17 protein-coding genes are annotated in these 17,371 nt (G+C 60.7%); 13 read left to right on the top strand and 4 right to left on the bottom strand.

Annotated elements, in window-relative coordinates; translation table 11 throughout:
- The first annotated feature begins 8 nt into the window (after window positions 1-8).
- Together VOI35_RS05865 and kdsB are read left to right on the top strand one after the other, a co-directional pair.
- Window positions 9-227, top strand: coding sequence for a Trm112 family protein (locus tag VOI35_RS05865; RefSeq protein WP_407275138.1), 219 nt, complete (start codon window positions 9-11; stop codon window positions 225-227).
- Entirely contained in the window at window positions 217-1,002 is a 786-nt protein-coding gene (gene kdsB / locus VOI35_RS05860; protein WP_407275137.1) for a 3-deoxy-manno-octulosonate cytidylyltransferase, read from the top strand. The genes VOI35_RS05865 and kdsB overlap by 11 nt, the downstream gene beginning before the upstream one ends.
- Here the strand turns inward: kdsB and VOI35_RS05855 are convergent.
- Together VOI35_RS05855 and VOI35_RS05850 are read right to left on the bottom strand one after the other, a co-directional pair.
- Window positions 969-1,181 carry a hypothetical protein gene (locus VOI35_RS05855; RefSeq protein ID WP_407275136.1) on the bottom strand — a complete coding sequence of 71 codons (213 nt, stop codon included), beginning with the start codon at window positions 1,179-1,181 and terminating at the stop codon, window positions 969-971. The two genes, kdsB and VOI35_RS05855, sit on opposite strands and share 34 nt — an antisense overlap.
- 18 nt (window positions 1,182-1,199) lie before the next feature.
- Entirely contained in the window at window positions 1,200-1,616 is a 417-nt protein-coding gene (locus VOI35_RS05850) for a hypothetical protein (RefSeq protein WP_407275135.1), read from the bottom strand.
- Between the two features lie 222 nt (window positions 1,617-1,838).
- Between VOI35_RS05850 and VOI35_RS05845 the strand changes: the two genes are divergently transcribed.
- The 3 genes from VOI35_RS05845 to acnB all read left to right on the top strand — a co-directional run bounded on the left by VOI35_RS05845 (window position 1,839) and on the right by acnB (window position 6,375).
- Window positions 1,839-2,162 (top strand): DUF2288 domain-containing protein, encoded by a 324-nt coding sequence (locus VOI35_RS05845; RefSeq protein WP_407275134.1) that lies wholly within the window; start codon window positions 1,839-1,841, stop codon window positions 2,160-2,162.
- 250 nt (window positions 2,163-2,412) lie between these two features.
- The gene (locus VOI35_RS05840; protein ID WP_407275133.1) at window positions 2,413-3,648 is read left to right on the top strand and encodes an EAL domain-containing protein; all 1,236 of its coding nucleotides are present in this window, start codon (window positions 2,413-2,415) and stop codon (window positions 3,646-3,648) included.
- 138 nt (window positions 3,649-3,786) lie between these two features.
- A complete protein-coding gene (gene acnB, locus VOI35_RS05835) occupies window positions 3,787-6,375 on the top strand; it encodes a bifunctional aconitate hydratase 2/2-methylisocitrate dehydratase (protein ID WP_407275132.1) in 2,589 nt (862 codons plus the stop codon).
- 76 nt (window positions 6,376-6,451) lie between these two features.
- Here acnB and nadB read toward each other — a convergent pair whose 3' ends face one another.
- Entirely contained in the window at window positions 6,452-8,161 is a 1,710-nt protein-coding gene (nadB, locus tag VOI35_RS05830) for an L-aspartate oxidase (RefSeq protein ID WP_407275131.1), read from the bottom strand.
- A gap of 119 nt (window positions 8,162-8,280) precedes the next feature.
- On the opposite strand from nadB, the gene rpoE reads away from it, so the two are divergent.
- The 6 genes from rpoE (at window position 8,281) to VOI35_RS05800 (ending at window position 14,114) form a co-directional block, all read left to right on the top strand.
- Window positions 8,281-8,904, top strand: a complete 624-nt coding sequence (gene rpoE / locus VOI35_RS05825; protein WP_407275130.1) for an RNA polymerase sigma factor RpoE — start codon at window positions 8,281-8,283, stop codon at window positions 8,902-8,904.
- A gap of 38 nt (window positions 8,905-8,942) precedes the next feature.
- Window positions 8,943-9,596 carry a hypothetical protein gene (locus VOI35_RS05820; RefSeq protein WP_407275129.1) on the top strand — a complete coding sequence of 218 codons (654 nt, stop codon included), beginning with the start codon at window positions 8,943-8,945 and terminating at the stop codon, window positions 9,594-9,596.
- 2 nt (window positions 9,597-9,598) lie between these two features.
- The gene (locus VOI35_RS05815) at window positions 9,599-10,732 is read left to right on the top strand and encodes a MucB/RseB C-terminal domain-containing protein (protein WP_407275128.1); all 1,134 of its coding nucleotides are present in this window, start codon (window positions 9,599-9,601) and stop codon (window positions 10,730-10,732) included.
- 4 nt (window positions 10,733-10,736) lie between these two features.
- Entirely contained in the window at window positions 10,737-11,288 is a 552-nt protein-coding gene (locus VOI35_RS05810) for a SoxR reducing system RseC family protein (RefSeq protein ID WP_407275127.1), read from the top strand.
- A gap of 131 nt (window positions 11,289-11,419) precedes the next feature.
- Window positions 11,420-12,901, top strand: a complete 1,482-nt coding sequence (locus VOI35_RS05805) for a Do family serine endopeptidase (RefSeq protein ID WP_407275126.1) — start codon at window positions 11,420-11,422, stop codon at window positions 12,899-12,901.
- A 127-nt stretch (window positions 12,902-13,028) separates the two neighbouring features.
- Window positions 13,029-14,114 carry an alkene reductase gene (locus VOI35_RS05800; protein ID WP_407275125.1) on the top strand — a complete coding sequence of 362 codons (1,086 nt, stop codon included), beginning with the start codon at window positions 13,029-13,031 and terminating at the stop codon, window positions 14,112-14,114.
- Between the two features lie 98 nt (window positions 14,115-14,212).
- Here VOI35_RS05800 and VOI35_RS05795 read toward each other — a convergent pair whose 3' ends face one another.
- Window positions 14,213-15,151 (bottom strand): LysR family transcriptional regulator, encoded by a 939-nt coding sequence (locus VOI35_RS05795; protein ID WP_407275124.1) that lies wholly within the window; start codon window positions 15,149-15,151, stop codon window positions 14,213-14,215.
- A 135-nt stretch (window positions 15,152-15,286) separates the two neighbouring features.
- On the opposite strand from VOI35_RS05795, the gene leuC reads away from it, so the two are divergent.
- Complete coding sequence (gene leuC / locus VOI35_RS05790; protein ID WP_407275123.1) at window positions 15,287-16,693, top strand: 3-isopropylmalate dehydratase large subunit; 1,407 nt, start codon at window positions 15,287-15,289, stop codon at window positions 16,691-16,693.
- Between the two features lie 19 nt (window positions 16,694-16,712).
- Window positions 16,713-17,363, top strand: a complete 651-nt coding sequence (leuD, locus tag VOI35_RS05785; RefSeq protein WP_407275122.1) for a 3-isopropylmalate dehydratase small subunit — start codon at window positions 16,713-16,715, stop codon at window positions 17,361-17,363.
- Window positions 17,364-17,371 lie beyond the last annotated feature (8 nt).

Genomic DNA, 17,371 nt, shown 5'->3' with positions numbered 1-17,371 from the left:
CGGAAATAATGGATAAACGATTGTTGGAAATTCTGGTGTGCCCGGTGACCAAGGGCCCCTTGATTTATCAGGCAGACACGCAGGAATTGATCTCGTTGTCGGCGCGGCTGGCTTACCCGATCCGGGACGATATTCCGGTCATGCTGGAGAGCGATGCTCGGACGCTGAGTGAGGAGGAATACACCCGCCTGCGGGCAGCACATCCGGCGGTGGGCGATGCAGGTTGAACCGCTGGCGTTCGAGGTCATCATTCCGGCGCGGATGGGCTCCAGTCGGCTGCCTGGTAAGCCGCTGGCGGATATTCATGGTCGGCCGATGATCGCCTGGGTGTATGACTGCGCCAAGGCGAGTGGCGCCCTGCGGGTGCAGATTGCCTGCGATCATCCCGAGATTGCCGCCGCCGCCGCCGCTTGTGGTGCCACGGCGATCATCACCCGCGCCGATCATCCCTCGGGCACGGATCGTCTTGCCGAGGTGATCGAACAGACGGGGCTGCCGGATGAGGCAGTCATCGTGAATCTGCAGGGTGACGAGCCATTGATGGTGCCGGCGTTGCTCAAACAGGTTGCGTCCTTGCTGATTGCGCATCCGGCATCGGCGATGGCCACGCTGATGGTGCCGATCACCGATCCTGCAGAATTTGCCGATCCCGCCGTGGTCAAGGTGGTCGTCGGCGGCGGGCAGCGTGCGCTGTATTTCTCCCGCGCAGCGATTCCACATGATCGGGATGCCCAATGTCCGCCGGGCAGCGTGTTGGGCTACCGGCACCTGGGCTTGTATGCCTACCGTGCGGGGTTCATCCGTCGGTTTGTCGCTACGCCGGTGGCGGAACTCGAAGCCCGCGAAAAATTGGAACAGCTCCGCGCACTGGCGATGGGCGAGACGATCGTCATCGCCGAGGCTGCGGCAATCCCTCCCGCCGGGGTGGATACGCCGGAGGATCTCGCGCGGGTGCGCGCGGTGTTGGCTCAAGGCGCGTCTTGCGGATCAGGCTTGGCGTGATGGGGTGAGCCGTCTTCGGCGGCCGGTTTCGCCCGCTTGAGTTTGATCAAAATGAACACCAGCCAGAACAAGAGCACCAGCACGCCCGCACCATAGCCCAGATAGGCCGTTGCAAGGACGATGCTGCCCAGGACGGCGCTGATTAGCAAGAAATCGTAGGTTGATCGTTGGATACGCATGGTGAAACCTCTAAAGCATTACGCCGGGTGAATCGGACGGCAGTCGCCGGTCATGAAAAAAATCGCCGGACAGGTTGCGCGATTGTGAAAACGGAATTGCGTGCCGGCAGGAAACTGCAGCACATCGCCCGGAACGAGTGCCGATTCCAGCGGTTGACCCTGTGACGCATCCTGCCAGTGAATCAGTCCGGCTCCCTGGGATAACAGCAGACTGAGTGGCGTGTTGGCTTGATAGGTGCTGCTGGCTCGATCCAAGGGGATATGCCACTCCCGCAACGCAGCGACTGCGCCGGCCGGTGTCAGCGCTCGCCACGCCGTCCCGTCATCGGCGGGGTGTAACGGGCAGTCCGACCGATGGCACAGGTAGGCTGCGGCAGCGGATTCGGCGCGACGATTGCGCGGGCGCCGAGGCGGGGCGGAAGATGGATTCGTCATGGGGCTGCGGTGCCATTTGAGCCGGGGCGAACCGGCGAATTTGCCGATATTGTATCGCGTTCCAAGCACCTGCCGTGATGATGGAGCAACCATCGTGCCTGAAGGAGTGAGGCGATTTGATTTGGCGCGTTGATTTGGCTCGCCCCGATTGACGCAAAGCGGCTTGCTGGATCAATCCATGGATGGTTTTTTTCAGAAATTTTTTCGTAATGGGTAAGAAGAATGAATCAACCGGCATTGCCCGAACAGGAAGAAGATCGGCGGGCTTTTTTCTTGGGACAGACGGCTCCCTTGGCCTGGGCGGAGCTCGCCCCATTTTTTGCGCGGGGGCAGGTGGTTGAAATCGCCGCATCGCTAGATTTGATCGAGGTGGCTCTGGCGATGGTGGCGGATGATTCGCCGCGTGTTCAGTCCTGGATGGCGGCCAATCAACTGGCCGTGTTGTCCACCGAAACTGCCAGGCAGTGGTCGCAAGGCCAGCACACTTTATGGGCGCTGGTCGTCAACCCGTGGGTTCTGGTTCAAGCGCGAACGCCACTGCAGTGATGCATTTTTATGGTGCATTCGAGGGCGTCATTTTGTCAAAAATAGTGCAATCTTGCCGCTTTTCGACGGATTTCGCGCAGTAAGCTCATCCTTATGACCTGTGTTTCATCCTTGGTTTTTGTGCACAAACTCCGATCAACGCGTTGAATTTGATTATATTTTTCTTTTCCGGCGGAATGATAAGGTTGTTCCTGCCTGATTTTGGCGTACTGTTTGCTATCTCGCAGTGCAGTCATTATGTGGACAAGTAATGAATCCCAGAATCCAGTTGGATACCGATGGACAGAGCGTGGCGGTGTGCGAAGGCTTTCGCATCCGTTCAGCGTTTCAGCCGATCATTTCCGTCGCGCATCAACGGGTCGTGGGGTACGAAGGGCTGGCGCGGGTCACTGACGAATCCGGTCAGGCGATTCCGCCTGATGCGCTGTTTGCGCGGATTCATGAGTTGCCCCATTTGGTGGCGGTGGATCGCGCCTGCCGGGAGTTGCATCTGACCAACTTCGCCCGGATGCAGTTTTATCCGCGCTGGATTTTTATCAATGTCCATCCCTTGGTGGCAATGCACGGCCATCAATTCGGCCCGTTTTTTGCCAACATCCTCGAAGAGTTACAGATCGAAGGTTCCCAGGTCGTGGTCGAGCTGGTGGAGTCGGCGTTAGTGGATGAGCGGCAACTGCGTTCTGCGATTGATCTTTATCGATCTCTGGGATGCCTGGTAGCGCTGGACGATTTTGGGATCAGTGGTTCGCAGTTCACCCGCTTGTGGCGCATCGATGCGGATATCGTCAAGCTCGATCGCAGTCTGATTGCCGAGGCGGAGCACTCGGCGCGGGCACGGCGAACCTTGCCCTCGCTCACCGCGATGGTGCATGAAGCCGGGAGTCTGGTACTACAAGAGGGCATTGAAACCCCCGTTCAGCTGGCGTTGGCGCTGAATGCCGGGGTCGATTTACTTCAGGGTTTCGGTTTGGCGCGTCCCGCGTTGCTCGATCAAGCCGAGCCATTCGATCGTGCCTTTTTGGCGGAAGGGTTGCGGCAGACTTCGTTGGAAACCGATCGTGCCGATTTTGATTTACATCAGCAAATCCAGGCGGTGACCGAGCGGTTTGAAGACATGCTCGTAGCGATCGAACGGGGTGTGTCGGTTGACAAGGCAGCGCGGGCACTATTGTCTATGCACTTGGTGGCGCGGGTGTTTGTGCTGGATGGTTCGGGGCGCCAGCTCGGGGAAACGGTACACGGCGCGTTTGCGCCGCAGACGCAACACAGCCGCTTTCAGCCCTTGCTCCAGGCCGAAGGTGCCAGTTGGGTGAAGCGGCCGTATTTTCGCCGGGCGATGATCGATCCGGGTGTGGTGCAGATCAGTCGCCCGTATCTCTCAGTGGCGGGCGGCAATTTATGCCGCACGCTGTCGTACTGCCGCGCGCATGTGCCGGATTCGGGGATCAAAGTCGTTTGCTGTGATCTGAACTGGGCGGATGACTGACGCGGTCGGCGGATGACAAGCCGTTTGCCTGTTGCGCGAGAAATCCTGACAATAGCCATCGGTGATTGTTGGCCTGTTTGTTGCCTTAATTTCTTCGATCTTCTCCGTTTTACCTTCGTATGATTTCAGGAGCATCCCATGCTTGAGGTTTACCGCGCCCATGTTCAGGAACGCCAGCAACAGGGGGTTCCGCCCAAGCCCTTGACTGCCGAGCAGACAGCGGCGCTGGTCGAACTGATCCAATCGCCACCCGCCGGAGAGGATCCGGCATTTTTGCTGCATTTGTTGACCGAGTGTGTGCCACCCGGGGTGGATCAGGCCGCTTATGTGAAAGCAGCGTTCTTGACTGCCGTGGCGCAGGGTAAGGCGCATTCGCCGTTGATCGACCGCCGTCAGGCTGTCCATTGGCTCGGCACGATGATTGGTGGGTACAACATCGATCCGTTGATTGCCTTGCTGGAGGATGACGAGGTCGGCGATGCGGCGGTGGCCGCACTCAAGCGCACCGTGCTGGTGTACGACGCATTCCGCGATGTGGAAGACAAAATGCGGGCGGGCAATGCGCGCGCCAAGGCCGTGATTGAATCCTGGGCGGCGGCCGAGTGGTTTCTGGATAAGCCCGCCTTGCCGGAAGAAATTACCGTCACCGTGTTCAAAGTGCCGGGGGAAACCAACACCGACGATCTCTCCCCGGCGCAGGATGCCTGGAGCCGTCCAGACATCCCCTTACATGCATTGGCCATGCTGCAAAGCAAAATGCCGGATGGTCTGGCCACGATCGAGTCGCTCAAGGCCAAAGGGCATCCGGTCGCCTATGTCGGCGATGTCGTCGGTACCGGCTCCTCGCGCAAATCGGCCATCAACTCCGTGCAATGGCATATGGGGCGCGATATTCCGCAGGTGCCGAACAAGCGAACCGGCGGGGTCGTGCTGGGCAGCAAGATCGCGCCGATTTTCTTCAACACGGCGGAAGATTCCGGTGCGTTGCCGATCGAAGTGCCGGTCGATCAGCTCGAAACCGGCGATGTCATCACGCTGCGCCCGTATGCCGGCGAGTTGCTCAAAAACGGGCAAGTGATCGAACGGTTTGCGCTGAAACCGACCACTCTGCCCGATGAGGTGCGTGCCGGGGGGCGGATTCCGCTGATCATCGGCCGGGCGCTGACCGATCGGGCGCGCGAAGCGCTCGGCTTGGGCGCATCGACGGTTTTCCGCCGCCCCGTACAACCCGAGGATACCGGCAAGGGCTTCACGCTCGCGCAGAAAATGGTCGGCCGCGCCTGTGGGGTTGCGGGTGTTCGTCCCGGCACCTATTGCGAGCCGAAAATGACCACGGTCGGCAGCCAGGACACTACCGGCGCCATGACCCGCGATGAACTGAAAGAGCTCGCTTGCCTCGGTTTTTCGGCCGATCTCGTGATGCAATCGTTCTGCCATACCGCGGCCTATCCCAAACCGGTCGATATCGAATTGCAGCACAGCCTGCCGGATTTCATCAGCACGCGCGGCGGAGTCTCGCTGCGCCCCGGCGATGGGGTGATTCATAGCTGGTTGAACCGTATGGTTATGCCGGACACCGTCGGCACGGGCGGCGATTCCCACACCCGCTTCCCGATTGGCATTTCCTTCCCGGCGGGCTCCGGTCTCGTCGCATTCGCCGCCGCGCTCGGCGTGATGCCACTCGATATGCCGGAATCCGTGCTGGTGCGCTTCAAGGGCGAGATGCAGCCCGGCATCACCCTGCGTGATCTCGTCAACGCCATCCCCTATGTGGCGATTCAGCGCGGGTTGCTCACGGTTGAAAAAAAGGGCAAGAAAAATGTCTTCAATGGCCGAGTGCTGGAAATCGAAGGGCTGCCGAACCTCAAGGTGGAACAAGCCTTCGAGTTTGCTGATGCCTCCGCCGAGCGCTCTGCCAATGGCTGCACCGTGCGCTTGGCCAAAGAACCGATCATCGAATTTTTGCAAAGCAACATCACCTTGCTGCAATGGATGATCGCCAACGGCTATGAAGACAAGCGCACCCTGGCGCGGCGCATCGAAGCCATGGAAAAATGGCTGGCCAATCCCGAGCTGCTCGAACCCGATGCCGACGCCGAGTATGCCGAAATCATCGAAATCGATCTGGCGACCATCACCGAGCCGCTGCTGGCCTGCCCGAATGACCCGGACGACATCAAGCCACTGTCGGCGGTGCAAGGCGCCAAAATCGATGAAGTCTTCATCGGCTCCTGCATGACCAATATCGGGCACTACCGCGCGGCCGGCAAGGTGCTTGAAGCGCATGGCGGCGCGGTGCCCACCCGCTTGTGGATTGCCCCGCCGACGCGGATGGATGCGCATCAGCTCACCGAAGAAGGCTACTACAGCATCTTCGGCAAAGCCGGTGCGCGCACCGAAATGCCCGGCTGCTCATTGTGCATGGGCAACCAGGCGCGGGTGGCGGAAGGGGCCACGGTTGTTTCGACCTCGACGCGCAACTTCCCCAACCGCATGGGGAAAGACACCAATGTTTACCTCGCTTCGGCCGAGCTGAGCGCTGTCGCTGCCTTGCTGGGGCGCCTGCCAAGCGTCGCGGAATATCAGGCGCAGGTCATGGGGCTCAAGCCGCTGGCCAGTGACATTTACCGCTATCTGAATTTCAACGAGATCGCCAGCTATCAGAAAGAGGCCGCCAAGGGATTGCAGATGATCAAAGACATTCCCGTGGTGGCCGTGCCTGCCTGATTGCATCGGTTGATCGTGGCATCCACCCCGCTTCGGCGGGGTTTTTTCTGCGGGCCATCTGGCCGGAATCTTTGCCTTACCGGGCTGCGGATTCGTCTTGCCTTATTGTTTCGGCGGGAGGCAGCATTCGACACATGAATGGAGCCGCCGAGCCGGTAGGCGGATTTCCCAGGGCACCCGATCCGGCCACTGTACGATCGCAGACCGTGTTGCGGGGTGGGTGTGCCCGATCCAGCTCCGGGTAATCCCGGGTGAAGTGCAGTCCCCGGCTTTCTTGGCGGGCGAGGGCAGCGCGCACAATCAGATCGGCCACTTCGACGAGGTTGCGGAGCTCGATCAGGTTGTTGCTGATGCGAAAATGGGCGTAATACTCCTGAATTTCGCGCTTGAGCAGCTCGATGCGGTGGGCAGCGCGTTCCAGCCGTTTGGTGGTGCGCACGATGCCGACATAGTCCCACATTGTGCGCCGCAGTTCGTCCCAGTTGTGGGTGACTACGACCGCTTCATCGGGATCGGTCACCAGGCTTTCATCCCAGTCGGGGAGTACCGCAGGGTGCGGGGGCAGGGGATGGCGCGTGATGTCCTCGGCGGCGGCCTGTGCATAGACGAGGCATTCGAGCAGGGAGTTACTCGCCAGGCGATTGGCACCGTGCAGCCCGGTGTGGCTGGTTTCCCCGATGGCGTACAGGCCGAGGAGGTCGGTTCGACCCGCCTCGTTCACGATCAGCCCACCGCAGGTGTAGTGTGCGGCAGGGACGACCGGCAGCGGATCTCGGGTCATGTCATAGCCATATTCGAGGCAGCGGGCGTGGATCATCGGGAAATGCTGTTCGATGAACGCGGCACCTTTGTGGGTGATGTCGAGGTAGACGCAGTCGATGCCCAGCCGCTTCATTTCCGCGTCGATGGCGCGCGCCACCACATCCCGGGGCGCGAGTTCCGCATCTGGGTGATAGCGCGGCATGAAGCGGCTGCCGTCCGGCAGGCGGAGAAGCCCCCCTTCACCGCGCACCGCTTCGCTGATCAGAAACGATTTGGCGCGGGGTTCGAATAGGCAGGTCGGGTGGAACTGCATGAACTCCATATTGGCCACCCGGCAGCCGGCACGCCAGCCCATGGCAATACCATCGCCCGTCGAACCATCCGGGTTGGTGGTGTACAGGTAGGCTTTGGCCGCCCCGCCCGTCGCCAGAATGATGTGATCGGCCTGAAAGGTGCGCACGGTATCGTGATCGAGGTCGAGGACATAGGCACCGAGGCAGCGATTGGCTTCGTCGATTCGCCCCAGACTGTGGGTGGTTATCAGGTTGACGGCGAGATGCCGTTCCCGATAGTGGATATTGGGTCGGGATTGCACGGCCGCGAGCAGGGTATCCATCAGGCTTTTGCCCGTGTGATCTGCCGCATGGGCGACCCGCCGGGTGCCGTGCCCGCCTTCGCGGGTCAGATGTAGGTGATCGGACTCATTCGAAAAGGGCATGCCCAGCGCCAGCAGCCACTCGATTTGCTCGGCACCGGCTTCGACCACGCGCCGCACGACCGCCGGATCGGGCAGATCCCCCCCTGCCCGACAGGTGTCTTCGATGTGCTGTTCGATGTCCTCGAAGCCCCCCAGCGCCGCAGCGATGCCGCCTTGCGCCCAGGGGGTGCTGCCCGCGCTCAGGGTGGCCTTGCTCAAAATGCAGATGCGCAAGTCCTGCGGTAATCGCAGGGCGGCGGCGAGTCCTGCGGCGCCGGAACCGATGATCAGCACATCGACCGCGCAGGAAGAATCCGTGACAGACATGACAGCTCGCATGAAATGATTAGGCTTGTGAGTATACTAGCGCGCTGGATTGCGTTGGGCGCCTGCGCGCCGCGCTTGGATCGGCTGGGTCGGCTTGACCCGCTAGAGCATGAGGCATTATGGCCCCCCATTCAATTTCGCCTGCCAATGATTCCGCGACGGATCAAGAACTTGTGTTGCGTGCGCAGCAGGGGGATCGGCGGGCGTTTGATTTGTTGGTGCTCAAATATCAGCACCGCGTGCTGCGACTGGTCGGCCGGTTTGTGCGTGATCAGGAGCAAGCGTTTGATTTGGCTCAAGAAGCGTTTATCAAAGCTTATCGGGCGCTGGGGAATTTCCGGGGTGAAAGCCAGTTCTACACCTGGCTGTATCGCATCGCCGTCAATACCGCGAAAAATCAGCTGGTGGCCGATGCACGGGAAGGGTACTCGGTTTCATTGAACTCCGGCGGCGGGGATGAGTCTGATGAGCCAATGGTCGAGCCGGAGGCGTTGCGTGATCATGCAAGCCCCGAAGATGAGGCGGCCACCGCCGAACTGGAGGCAGAGATTCACGCCGCCATTCGCGCATTGCCGGAGGATTTACGCACGGCGTTGACGCTGCGGGAGCTCGAAGGCTTGAGTTATGAAGAAATTGCCGTCGTGATGAATTGCCCGATCGGGACGGTGCGTTCACGAATCTTTCGGGCGAGAGAGGCCGTAGAAGAGCGCATTCGTCCTTTGTTGGATGGGGCGCCATGGTAATCGAGCAACAGCCTGCATTGGGGCAGGAGGAGTAAGTGATGAATAAGCTGACGGGCGTCCATGCCGCATCAACCGTTCCCGCGGTGGAGTTGCTCTCTTCCTGGTGGGATGACGAATGCGTACAGCCAAATGCAGTGCCGGTCGATCATCTACTCTCTCTCACGGACACCGAGGCGCGCCATAGTCTGCGTTGCTATTCGCTGATTGGGGCGGCGTTGCGTCACGAGCAGCTCGATGCGCGCGATATTTCCACCCTGGTTGCCGCGCGGCTGGCCAAGGATGCGGCAGCGGCCGATCAACTGGCGCAGGATCTGGCGCATGCTGCCGTCCAAACGCCGGTGATTGCGTTCCCGCAGTCTCGCCTACGCCGGTCGATGACCGCGTGGCGGGGGGCGATTGCCGCGTCATTTGTCGCAGGCATGGTCGGTATTGGCGTGTGGATGATGCCCAGTAGCAGCGTCTCTCCACCCGAGTCGAATTTGCAGGTCGCGCGGCAGCCCGAGACTGGGGCTACCCCGATCCCCATCGTGGCGCGAGTGTCCCCCGGCATGGCTTTGCCGGCCTGGGCGCAGGCGACGAACCAGAAAACGCCGATGGATCCGTATTTGATGACGCATTTTGAATCGGTTTCTCCGGATTTATCGGAAGTGATGCCGTCGTTACGCATGATCAGCTTCAAGCCGTCGGAGTGAGCATGCAGCGTGGGTTGATTCTGGTGAGTCTGGCGGGTTTGTGCTGCCTGAATGTGGCTGTCGCGCGTGCGGACAGTTGGCAGGTACAGATCGCGGAGGGGCAGCAGCAGGTTTGGCGCTTGATTCCCGTCGCGATGGTTGAGCCGGAACAGGATTCGCAGGCGATGGCGTGGCTCAAGGCCATGAGTGATGCGATGCGCACGACAGATTATTCGGGGACTTATGTCCATGTGCGGGGCGATGAGATCGACACCACCGCCCTCTGGCATCGTGCCGGTTCGGCGGGGGAGCAGGAAAAACTCCTCACCCTGAGCGGAGAGTCGCGCGTCGTGCTTCGCCAGAATGATCATTGTGAATGCCAGTGGCCGGATCGTCGGGAAATTGTGTTTGGTGATTTCCCCGGTGTGCGTTCGCGGCTATCGGGGCTGCGGTTTTCCGACCCGCAGGCATTGACCGCGCATTATCGGATCGTATCGCTCGGCACATCCCGGGTGGCCGATCATGCCTGTCATGTGGTGGGCTTGGTGCCGAAAGATGCCTGGCGGTACGGGTACAAACTGTGCATCACCGCGCACAGTCACTTGCTGGCGCGGATGAGTTTGTATGACACGCGCGGCCTGCCCATCGAGCACGACTTTTTCACGGCATTGAACATCGGAGCGACGGATGGTCAAAGCTGGCCAGACATGGCGCCGGGCAAGCCCGATGCGGTTCCTCCGGGTTATCGTATCGTTGAGCGACCAGCGGGCGTCACGCCGCAGGCACTCGCGCCGGATGAAGGCTGGTCGGTGTCCCCCTTATTGCCCGGATATCAAATCAAAAGCCGCGTCTGGCGCGAGAACCCGGTGACGCACCAGCGCTTCGAACACATCATCGTCAGCGACGGCCTTTCAACGGCCTCGGTATTTGTCGAACATTTACCGCAGACCAAAGCGCTCGATCCTGATGCCGCGAAATACGGGGTCAATATCGTGGTGCGTCAAGTGGGCGATGTCCGTCTGACGGTCATTGGCGATGTGCCGATGGCGGCGGTGGAGCAAATCTGCCAGAACACCCGGCCGGTGCAGGAATTGCCGGGCGCACAATCTGAACAAAACCCTCTGTTACCGCCGGGCGCGCCCGATTCGGCGCCGTAGTGCCATGTCCTCCCCCATCGATTCTCCGCGCGGTTCCGTTGCCCAAGCACAAAGCCAGCTCGAACGGCTCGACCGGGCGTATGCAGCCGATGAGACCAGCGACGCGGGCGGCTTGATCCGGGAATATGGCACGGTGGTCGAACTGACCTTAGACGGCGTTTGGGTCGAAACGCTGCGCCAGAGTGGCTGTCAATCCTGTTCTTCGCAGGGGAGTTGTGGCGTAAGCGTGCTTTCCCGCGTTCTCAACCGCCGTCATCATCGCGTGTGGGCGGCGACGGATCTCGCGCTGGCGGTAGGGGATCAGGTGCAACTGGTCTTGCCGGCGCGCGCCCTGGTTCAGGCATCATTGCTGATGTACCTGTTGCCGCTGTTGGGGCTGATCTTGGGTGCCGTGCTCGCGCAGCAAACCCTGGCCTTTGCCGGCGCCAGCATGGTCGGCGCCTTGCTCGGCTTGCTGCTGCCTTTGCTGTGGCTGTACTGGATGCCCGCGACGCTCGCCCGCCGCGGGCATTTTGCGCCACAGGTCGAGCGGGTGGATTGGCGGCGGGCACAATAGGGCATCGACCGAGTGGGTGGGCGCTCATTCCCAGCCACTTTGTTACTCAGCCGTAACAAACGGCGCGCCTCCGCTTGGCCAGTGCCTGCTACACTGCGGGTTGTCCGATGAAAAAAGGCGCTACCCGCGTGATGAATGATCTTGCAAATTTCTGGAGCGCCCGGCGACTGCGTCGGTCGCTGGCGTTTGGCTCAATGGCGCTGTGGTTGCTGGGGGCTACCGGTTGTGGTGATCACCAAACCGGAGCCGTGACTGGCTTGCCGGATTTTTCCGCGCTGGTCAAAGCCAATAATGCCTCGGTGGTGAACATCACCGCCGTGCTGCCTCTCGGCGCCTTGCCCGATGACGAGGCCGCGCCCGCGACTCCCCCGGCAGAGACGCCCGGCGGTCAAAATCCGCTGGAACAGTTTTTCCAACAGTTTTTTGGGTTTAATGGTTCGGGTGGGCAGCCACAAACCCCCGCCAAACCGGCACCGATCGAGCCGGAGAATAACTCAGGTTCGGGCTTCATCATTGATGCCTCGGGCGATATTTTGACCAACGCCCATGTGATTGACGGGGCGAAACAAGTCTTTGTGCGCCTGGCCGATGGCCGTGAATTCAAGGCGCAGGTGCTGGGTCGTGATGAGGCGGGCGATATCGCGCTGCTCAAGATCGATGCGAATAATCTCAAGCCAGTGCGTCTGGGGAATTCCGATCAGGTGCTGCCCGGACAATGGGCGGTGGCTATTGGCTCACCCTTCGGTTTTGATCATTCAGTCACGGCGGGTGTGATTAGTGCGGTCGGGCGCGCGTTGCCGGATGAACCGGATCAGCGCTATGTGCCGTTTCTGCAGACCGATGTGGCGATCAACCCGGGCAGTTCGGGCGGTCCCTTGTTCAATGTGCAGGGCGAGGTCATCGGCATCAACGCCCAGATTTTTACGGAATCCGGTGGCTATGACGGCCTGTCGTTCGCGATTCCGATCAATTACGCGATGGGCGTCGTCAAGCAGCTCAAGGCGCATGGCTCGGTCGCACGGGGGTTTTTGGGCGTGCAGGTGCAGTCGCTGACCCGCGAGATGGCCGAGGCGCTCGGCGTCGATCGGGTGCAGGGCGCTCTGGTGACGGGGTTTGTCGCGGGCTCGCCGGCAGAAAAATCCAGCCTGCAACCCGGAGACATCATCACGGCAGTGGATGGCTCGCCCATTCATGAATCGGCGGATTTATCACAACGGGTCGGCTTGCTGCCGCCGGGCAGCGTGGTCAAACTCACGGTGTTCAACGAAGGCAAGACGCAAACCGTGCGCGTCACCTTGGCTCCATTGCCCAAAGCAGATTCTCAGCATATTCAGTCGATGAAATCGGATGACTTGATCGTCGATAACTACGGTTTGTTATTGACGCAATCCGATCACGAGGTTCGCGTGAAGGCGGTCGATCCGCAGGGGCCGGCCGCGCGGGCGGGTTTGATGCCGCAGGATGTGCTGCTTTCCCTGAATCAGCACGAGATGAATTCTCTCGACGCCGCGCAAACCGCCTTTATATCTGCCCGAACCGACACTCCCAATGCGGTTCTGATTCGCCGAGGCAGCGAACAGCATTTCATCGCGCTCTCGCTGACAGCGGACTAACCACGCTACGAAGTTCGGCGCGGTTTATACCGTGGGTCTCCGTTGGACGGGCGGATTTTGTCACGCCCAGTAAATCATTAGCCTGCTATGATTTATTTCCATTAGTTGAATCTCACGGAGACGCTGCATGAGTATGACCCTGTTATCCCCCGTGACGCTGGGCGATTTGACGCTGAAAAACCGCTGTGTGATGGCGCCCCTGACGCGCTGCCGCGCCGGTGCGGGTAATGTGCCGACCGATCTGATGGCCGAGTATTATCGCCAGCGAGCGACCGCCGGGCTCATCATCAGCGAAGCCTCGCAAATTCTACCGGAGGGGCAGGGGTATCCGAGTACGCCCGGCATGCACAGTGCCGAGCAGGTTGCTGGCTGGCGAAAGGTCACGGCGGCCGTGCACGAAGCGGGTGGTCTGATGGTATTGCAGCTCTGGCATGTCGGGCGGGTTTCGCACTCCAGTTTTCAGCCGGGGCACGCGCGTCCCGTCGCTCCCTCGGCCTTGGCCATCGCCGGAGAAGGTCGCACGGCCGATTTCGGCAAGGCGCCTTATGAAACGCCTCGGGCGCTGGAAACCGCAGAAATTCCGGGCATCGTGCAGGCGTATGCTGACGCGGCCAGCCGGGCGCTCGATGCCGGTTTCGATGGGGTCGAGATTCATGCCGCCAACGGGTATCTGATCGATCAGTTTCTGCGCGACGGCACCAATCACCGAACCGATGCTTATGGCGGCAGCCTGGAAAACCGCCTGCGGTTTTTGCGAGAAATTACCGAGGCTGTCACGGCGCGGGTGGGGGCGGGGCGCGTGGGCGTGCGCATTTCGCCGTTGCAACCCGCAAATGGCATGTTCGACAGCGATCCGCAAACGACCTTCCGGGCGGTGGTGCACATGCTCGATGGGTTTGGTCTTGCCTATCTGCATGTGGCCGGTATGGGGAGTGACCAACCGGGCGCTGCGGGACCGGCGTTCGCGCTGGATAGCCTGCGTGGCCTCTGGTCTGGCCGCTGGATGGTCAATTACCGTTACACCCGTGAAACGGCAGAAGTCGCGCTGACGGAAGGTCGTGCCGATGCGGTCGCTTTTGGCGTACCGTTCATCGCCAATCCGGATTTGGTGGCGCGGTTTGCCCGGGGTGCTGAGCTCAATACCGCCGATCCGGCCAGCTTTTATGGTGGTGGGGCGGCGGGCTATACCGATTATCCGTTTTTGCCGGACTGATCCGCCCTGAGCCAACGGCTTGCGCTGCCCACTACATAGACTTAATCAATGAAACGCTGAATACCGCCCTTCGTGGAGTTATTCAGTCCGCCCTGTCTTTAGCCAGATTCGTTCATTCTGACCACTGTGGCGATAAATGCTGCCGCCGCAGGGCTGAGTGGCCGATTGGCCAGACGAATGCCGCCCAGTCGCCGCTGTGCGGGCGAGGCATTCAGGCTCGGAATCGGGCGGATTTTGTCGTTTTGCAGGCTATGGGGTAGCACGCTCCAGCCGATCCCGGTACCGACGAGCAGGGCGATCGAGTCGAGCTGATTGACTTCGATGACGGCGGCGGGCTTGAGCTGGATTTGTCTTAACCAATCGTCAATCAGCTGCCGGGTGCTGGTTCGCGCGGCAGGCAAAATCATCGGGTGACTGCGCCAGAATGCCTCTGGCTCTTCGGTGACCTGTCGGGTCGCGCCCATGGGAATCAGTTGTTCCTGCCAGAGCTCATCGACGACCAGCCGGTCATCCGGTTCGCCCAAGGTGCCGTACGCAAGACGCACCTCCCCTTGCAGCACCAAAGCCAGCGCCGTTTCCGATTCCACGAAGCGCAAATCGAGCAACACCCCGGGATGCGCCTGGTTGAAGGCTTCCAGCGCAGCCGGCAGGCGGTGCAATCCGGTGTAATGACTCAAGGCGATGGAAAGCCGACCCGTTAGTGCGACCAGCGACTTGGGCGGCAATTCCGCAAAATCATCCAGAGCTTGCCGCAACCGCCGCGCTGCCGGGAGTAGCGCCTGTCCGGCTTCGGTCAGTTCCAGGCGTTTGGGCAGTCGTTCAAACAGCAAAAATCCGAGTTGATCTTCCAGCAGGGCGACCCGCTTGCTGAGGGCGGGTTGGGTCAGATGCAGGCGCCGCGCGGCTGCAGAAAACGAACCGGCCTCGGCAACCGCGAGATACGCCAGAATTTGCTGCTGATCGAGGTGTTTTGCTCGGCGGGCGGCAGGGCTCGGTGGCCGATCATCGTTCGATAAAGGCGAGGTCGGTGCAGACATCCGGGGGTTCCAGTCGGGGGTTCAGCGGCAGTCAGTCATAACTGTTGGGAATGGATGCGATGATCATATTCTATTTTTGGTTGGATGCTGAACCGGGTATCGTGGGCGGCACATCACTTCGGGAGGGTCAACACCATGGCGGGCAAAACGCTGTACGACAAAATCTTTGATGAACACATCGTGCATCAGCAGGCGGATGGCACGGCGCTGTTGTATATCGACCGGCATTTGGTGCACGAAGTGACGAGTCCGCAAGCCTTTGAGGGGCTGCGGATGGCTGGACGCAAGCCGTGGCGGGTCGATGCGATGCTCGCGGTGCCGGATCACAATGTGCCGACGACCAACCGCCTGCGCGGCATCGAAGATCTCGTTTCCCGCGAGCAGGTGGAAACGCTGGACCGCAACTGTGCGGAGTTCGGCGTGCAAGAGTTTTCGATGACCGATAAACGCCAGGGTATCGTGCATGTGATCGGGCCGGAGGAGGGCTTCACCCTGCCGGGTACTACGATTGTCTGCGGCGATTCGCATACCTCAACTCACGGCGCCTTCGGTGCGCTGGCCTTCGGGATTGGTACTTCCGAAGTCGAGCATGTGATGGCGACGCAAACCCTGCTGCAAAAACGCGCCAAGACGCTGCAGATTCGCGTCGAAGGTACGCTGGGTAGAGGGGTAACCGCCAAGGATGTGGTGCTGGCCATCATCGGCAAGATTGGCACGGCGGGCGGCACGGGGTATGCCATCGAGTTTGCCGGTTCGGCCATCGAATCGTTGTCTATCGAAGGCCGGATGAGCGTATGCAATATGGCGATCGAGGGCGGCGCGCGGGCTGGAATGGTCGCGGTCGATGAAAAGACGATCGAGTATTTCCGTGGCCGTCCGTTCGCCCCGCAAGGTGCGCAGTTCGAACAGGCCGCTGCCTATTGGCGCACGCTCAAATCCGATCCGGACGCGGTGTTCGACAAGGTGGTGGTGTTGGACGCCGCCAGCATCGAGCCACAGGTGAGTTGGGGCACCTCGCCGGAGATGGTCGTGCCTGTCTCGGGGCGCGTCCCCGATCCTGCGCTCGAAACCGATCCCGTCAAGGCCGACGGCATGCGTAAAGCGTTGGCCTACATGGGGTTGTCCGCAAATACGCCGATCGAAGAGATTGCCGTGGACAAGGTGTTCATCGGTTCCTGCACCAATGCGCGCATCGAGGATTTGCGGGCGGCGGCGGCAGTGATTGGCGATCGCAAAGTGGCTTCGAATGTGAAGCTGGCGATGGTGGTACCGGGTTCGGGGCTCGTGCGTGAGCAGGCAGAACGGGAAGGGCTCGACCAGATTTTTCTGAAGGCGGGTTTTGAATGGCGGGAGCCGGGGTGTTCGATGTGTCTGGCGATGAACGCCGATCGTCTGGAACCGGGCGAACGCTGTGCCTCGACCAGCAACCGCAACTTCGAGGGACGGCAGGGGCAGGGCGGGCGGACGCATCTGGTCAGCCCGGCCATGGCCGCAGCGGCGGCGATTGCGGGGCATTTCGTGGACGTTCGTCGTCCGCAGTAAGTCGAACAGGAGAACCATCATGCAAGCATTCACCACCCACACCGGCATTGTGGCACCGCTCGACCGCGCCAATGTCGATACGGATGCCATCATTCCGAAGCAGTACCTGAAATCGATCAAGCGCAGCGGGTTTGGCCCGAACGCCTTCGATGACTGGCGTTACCTGGAGCCGGGCGAGCCGGGCATGGATCACAGCCGTCGGGCGAAAAACCCGGAGTTCATCCTGAATCAACCGCCCTATGATCGGGCGACCATCCTGCTGGCGCGATCCAATTTCGGCTGCGGTTCCTCGCGGGAGCATGCGGTCTGGGCGCTGACCAATTTTGGCTTTCGCGTCGTTATCGCGCCGTCCTTTGCGGATATTTTCTTCAACAACAGTTTCAAAACGGGGCTGTTGCCGATTGTGCTGCCGGAAGCGGTGGTCGATCAGTTGTTCCGCGAAGTGGCGGCCGACAAGGGCTATCAACTCACCGTCGATTTGCAAAACCAGCAGATCATCAAGCCCGATGGTTCGGCCGTCCCCTTTGCGGTGGATGAGTTCCGGCGGCATTGTCTGCTCGAAGGGCTGGATGACATTGGCTTGACGCTCCAGCACGCAGACAAGATTCGGGCGTATGAGGCTAAACACCGGGCTGAACGGCCTTGGCTGTTTCTTGCCGCGCGCCCTTGAGTTTCCGA

The sequence above is a fragment of the Halothiobacillus sp. DCM-1 genome, assembly GCF_045689735.1.
Lineage (GTDB): Bacteria > Pseudomonadota > Gammaproteobacteria > Halothiobacillales > Halothiobacillaceae > Halothiobacillus.
Note: the sequence above shows the minus strand (reverse complement) of the source record. Positions and strands in the feature narration are given on the sequence as shown.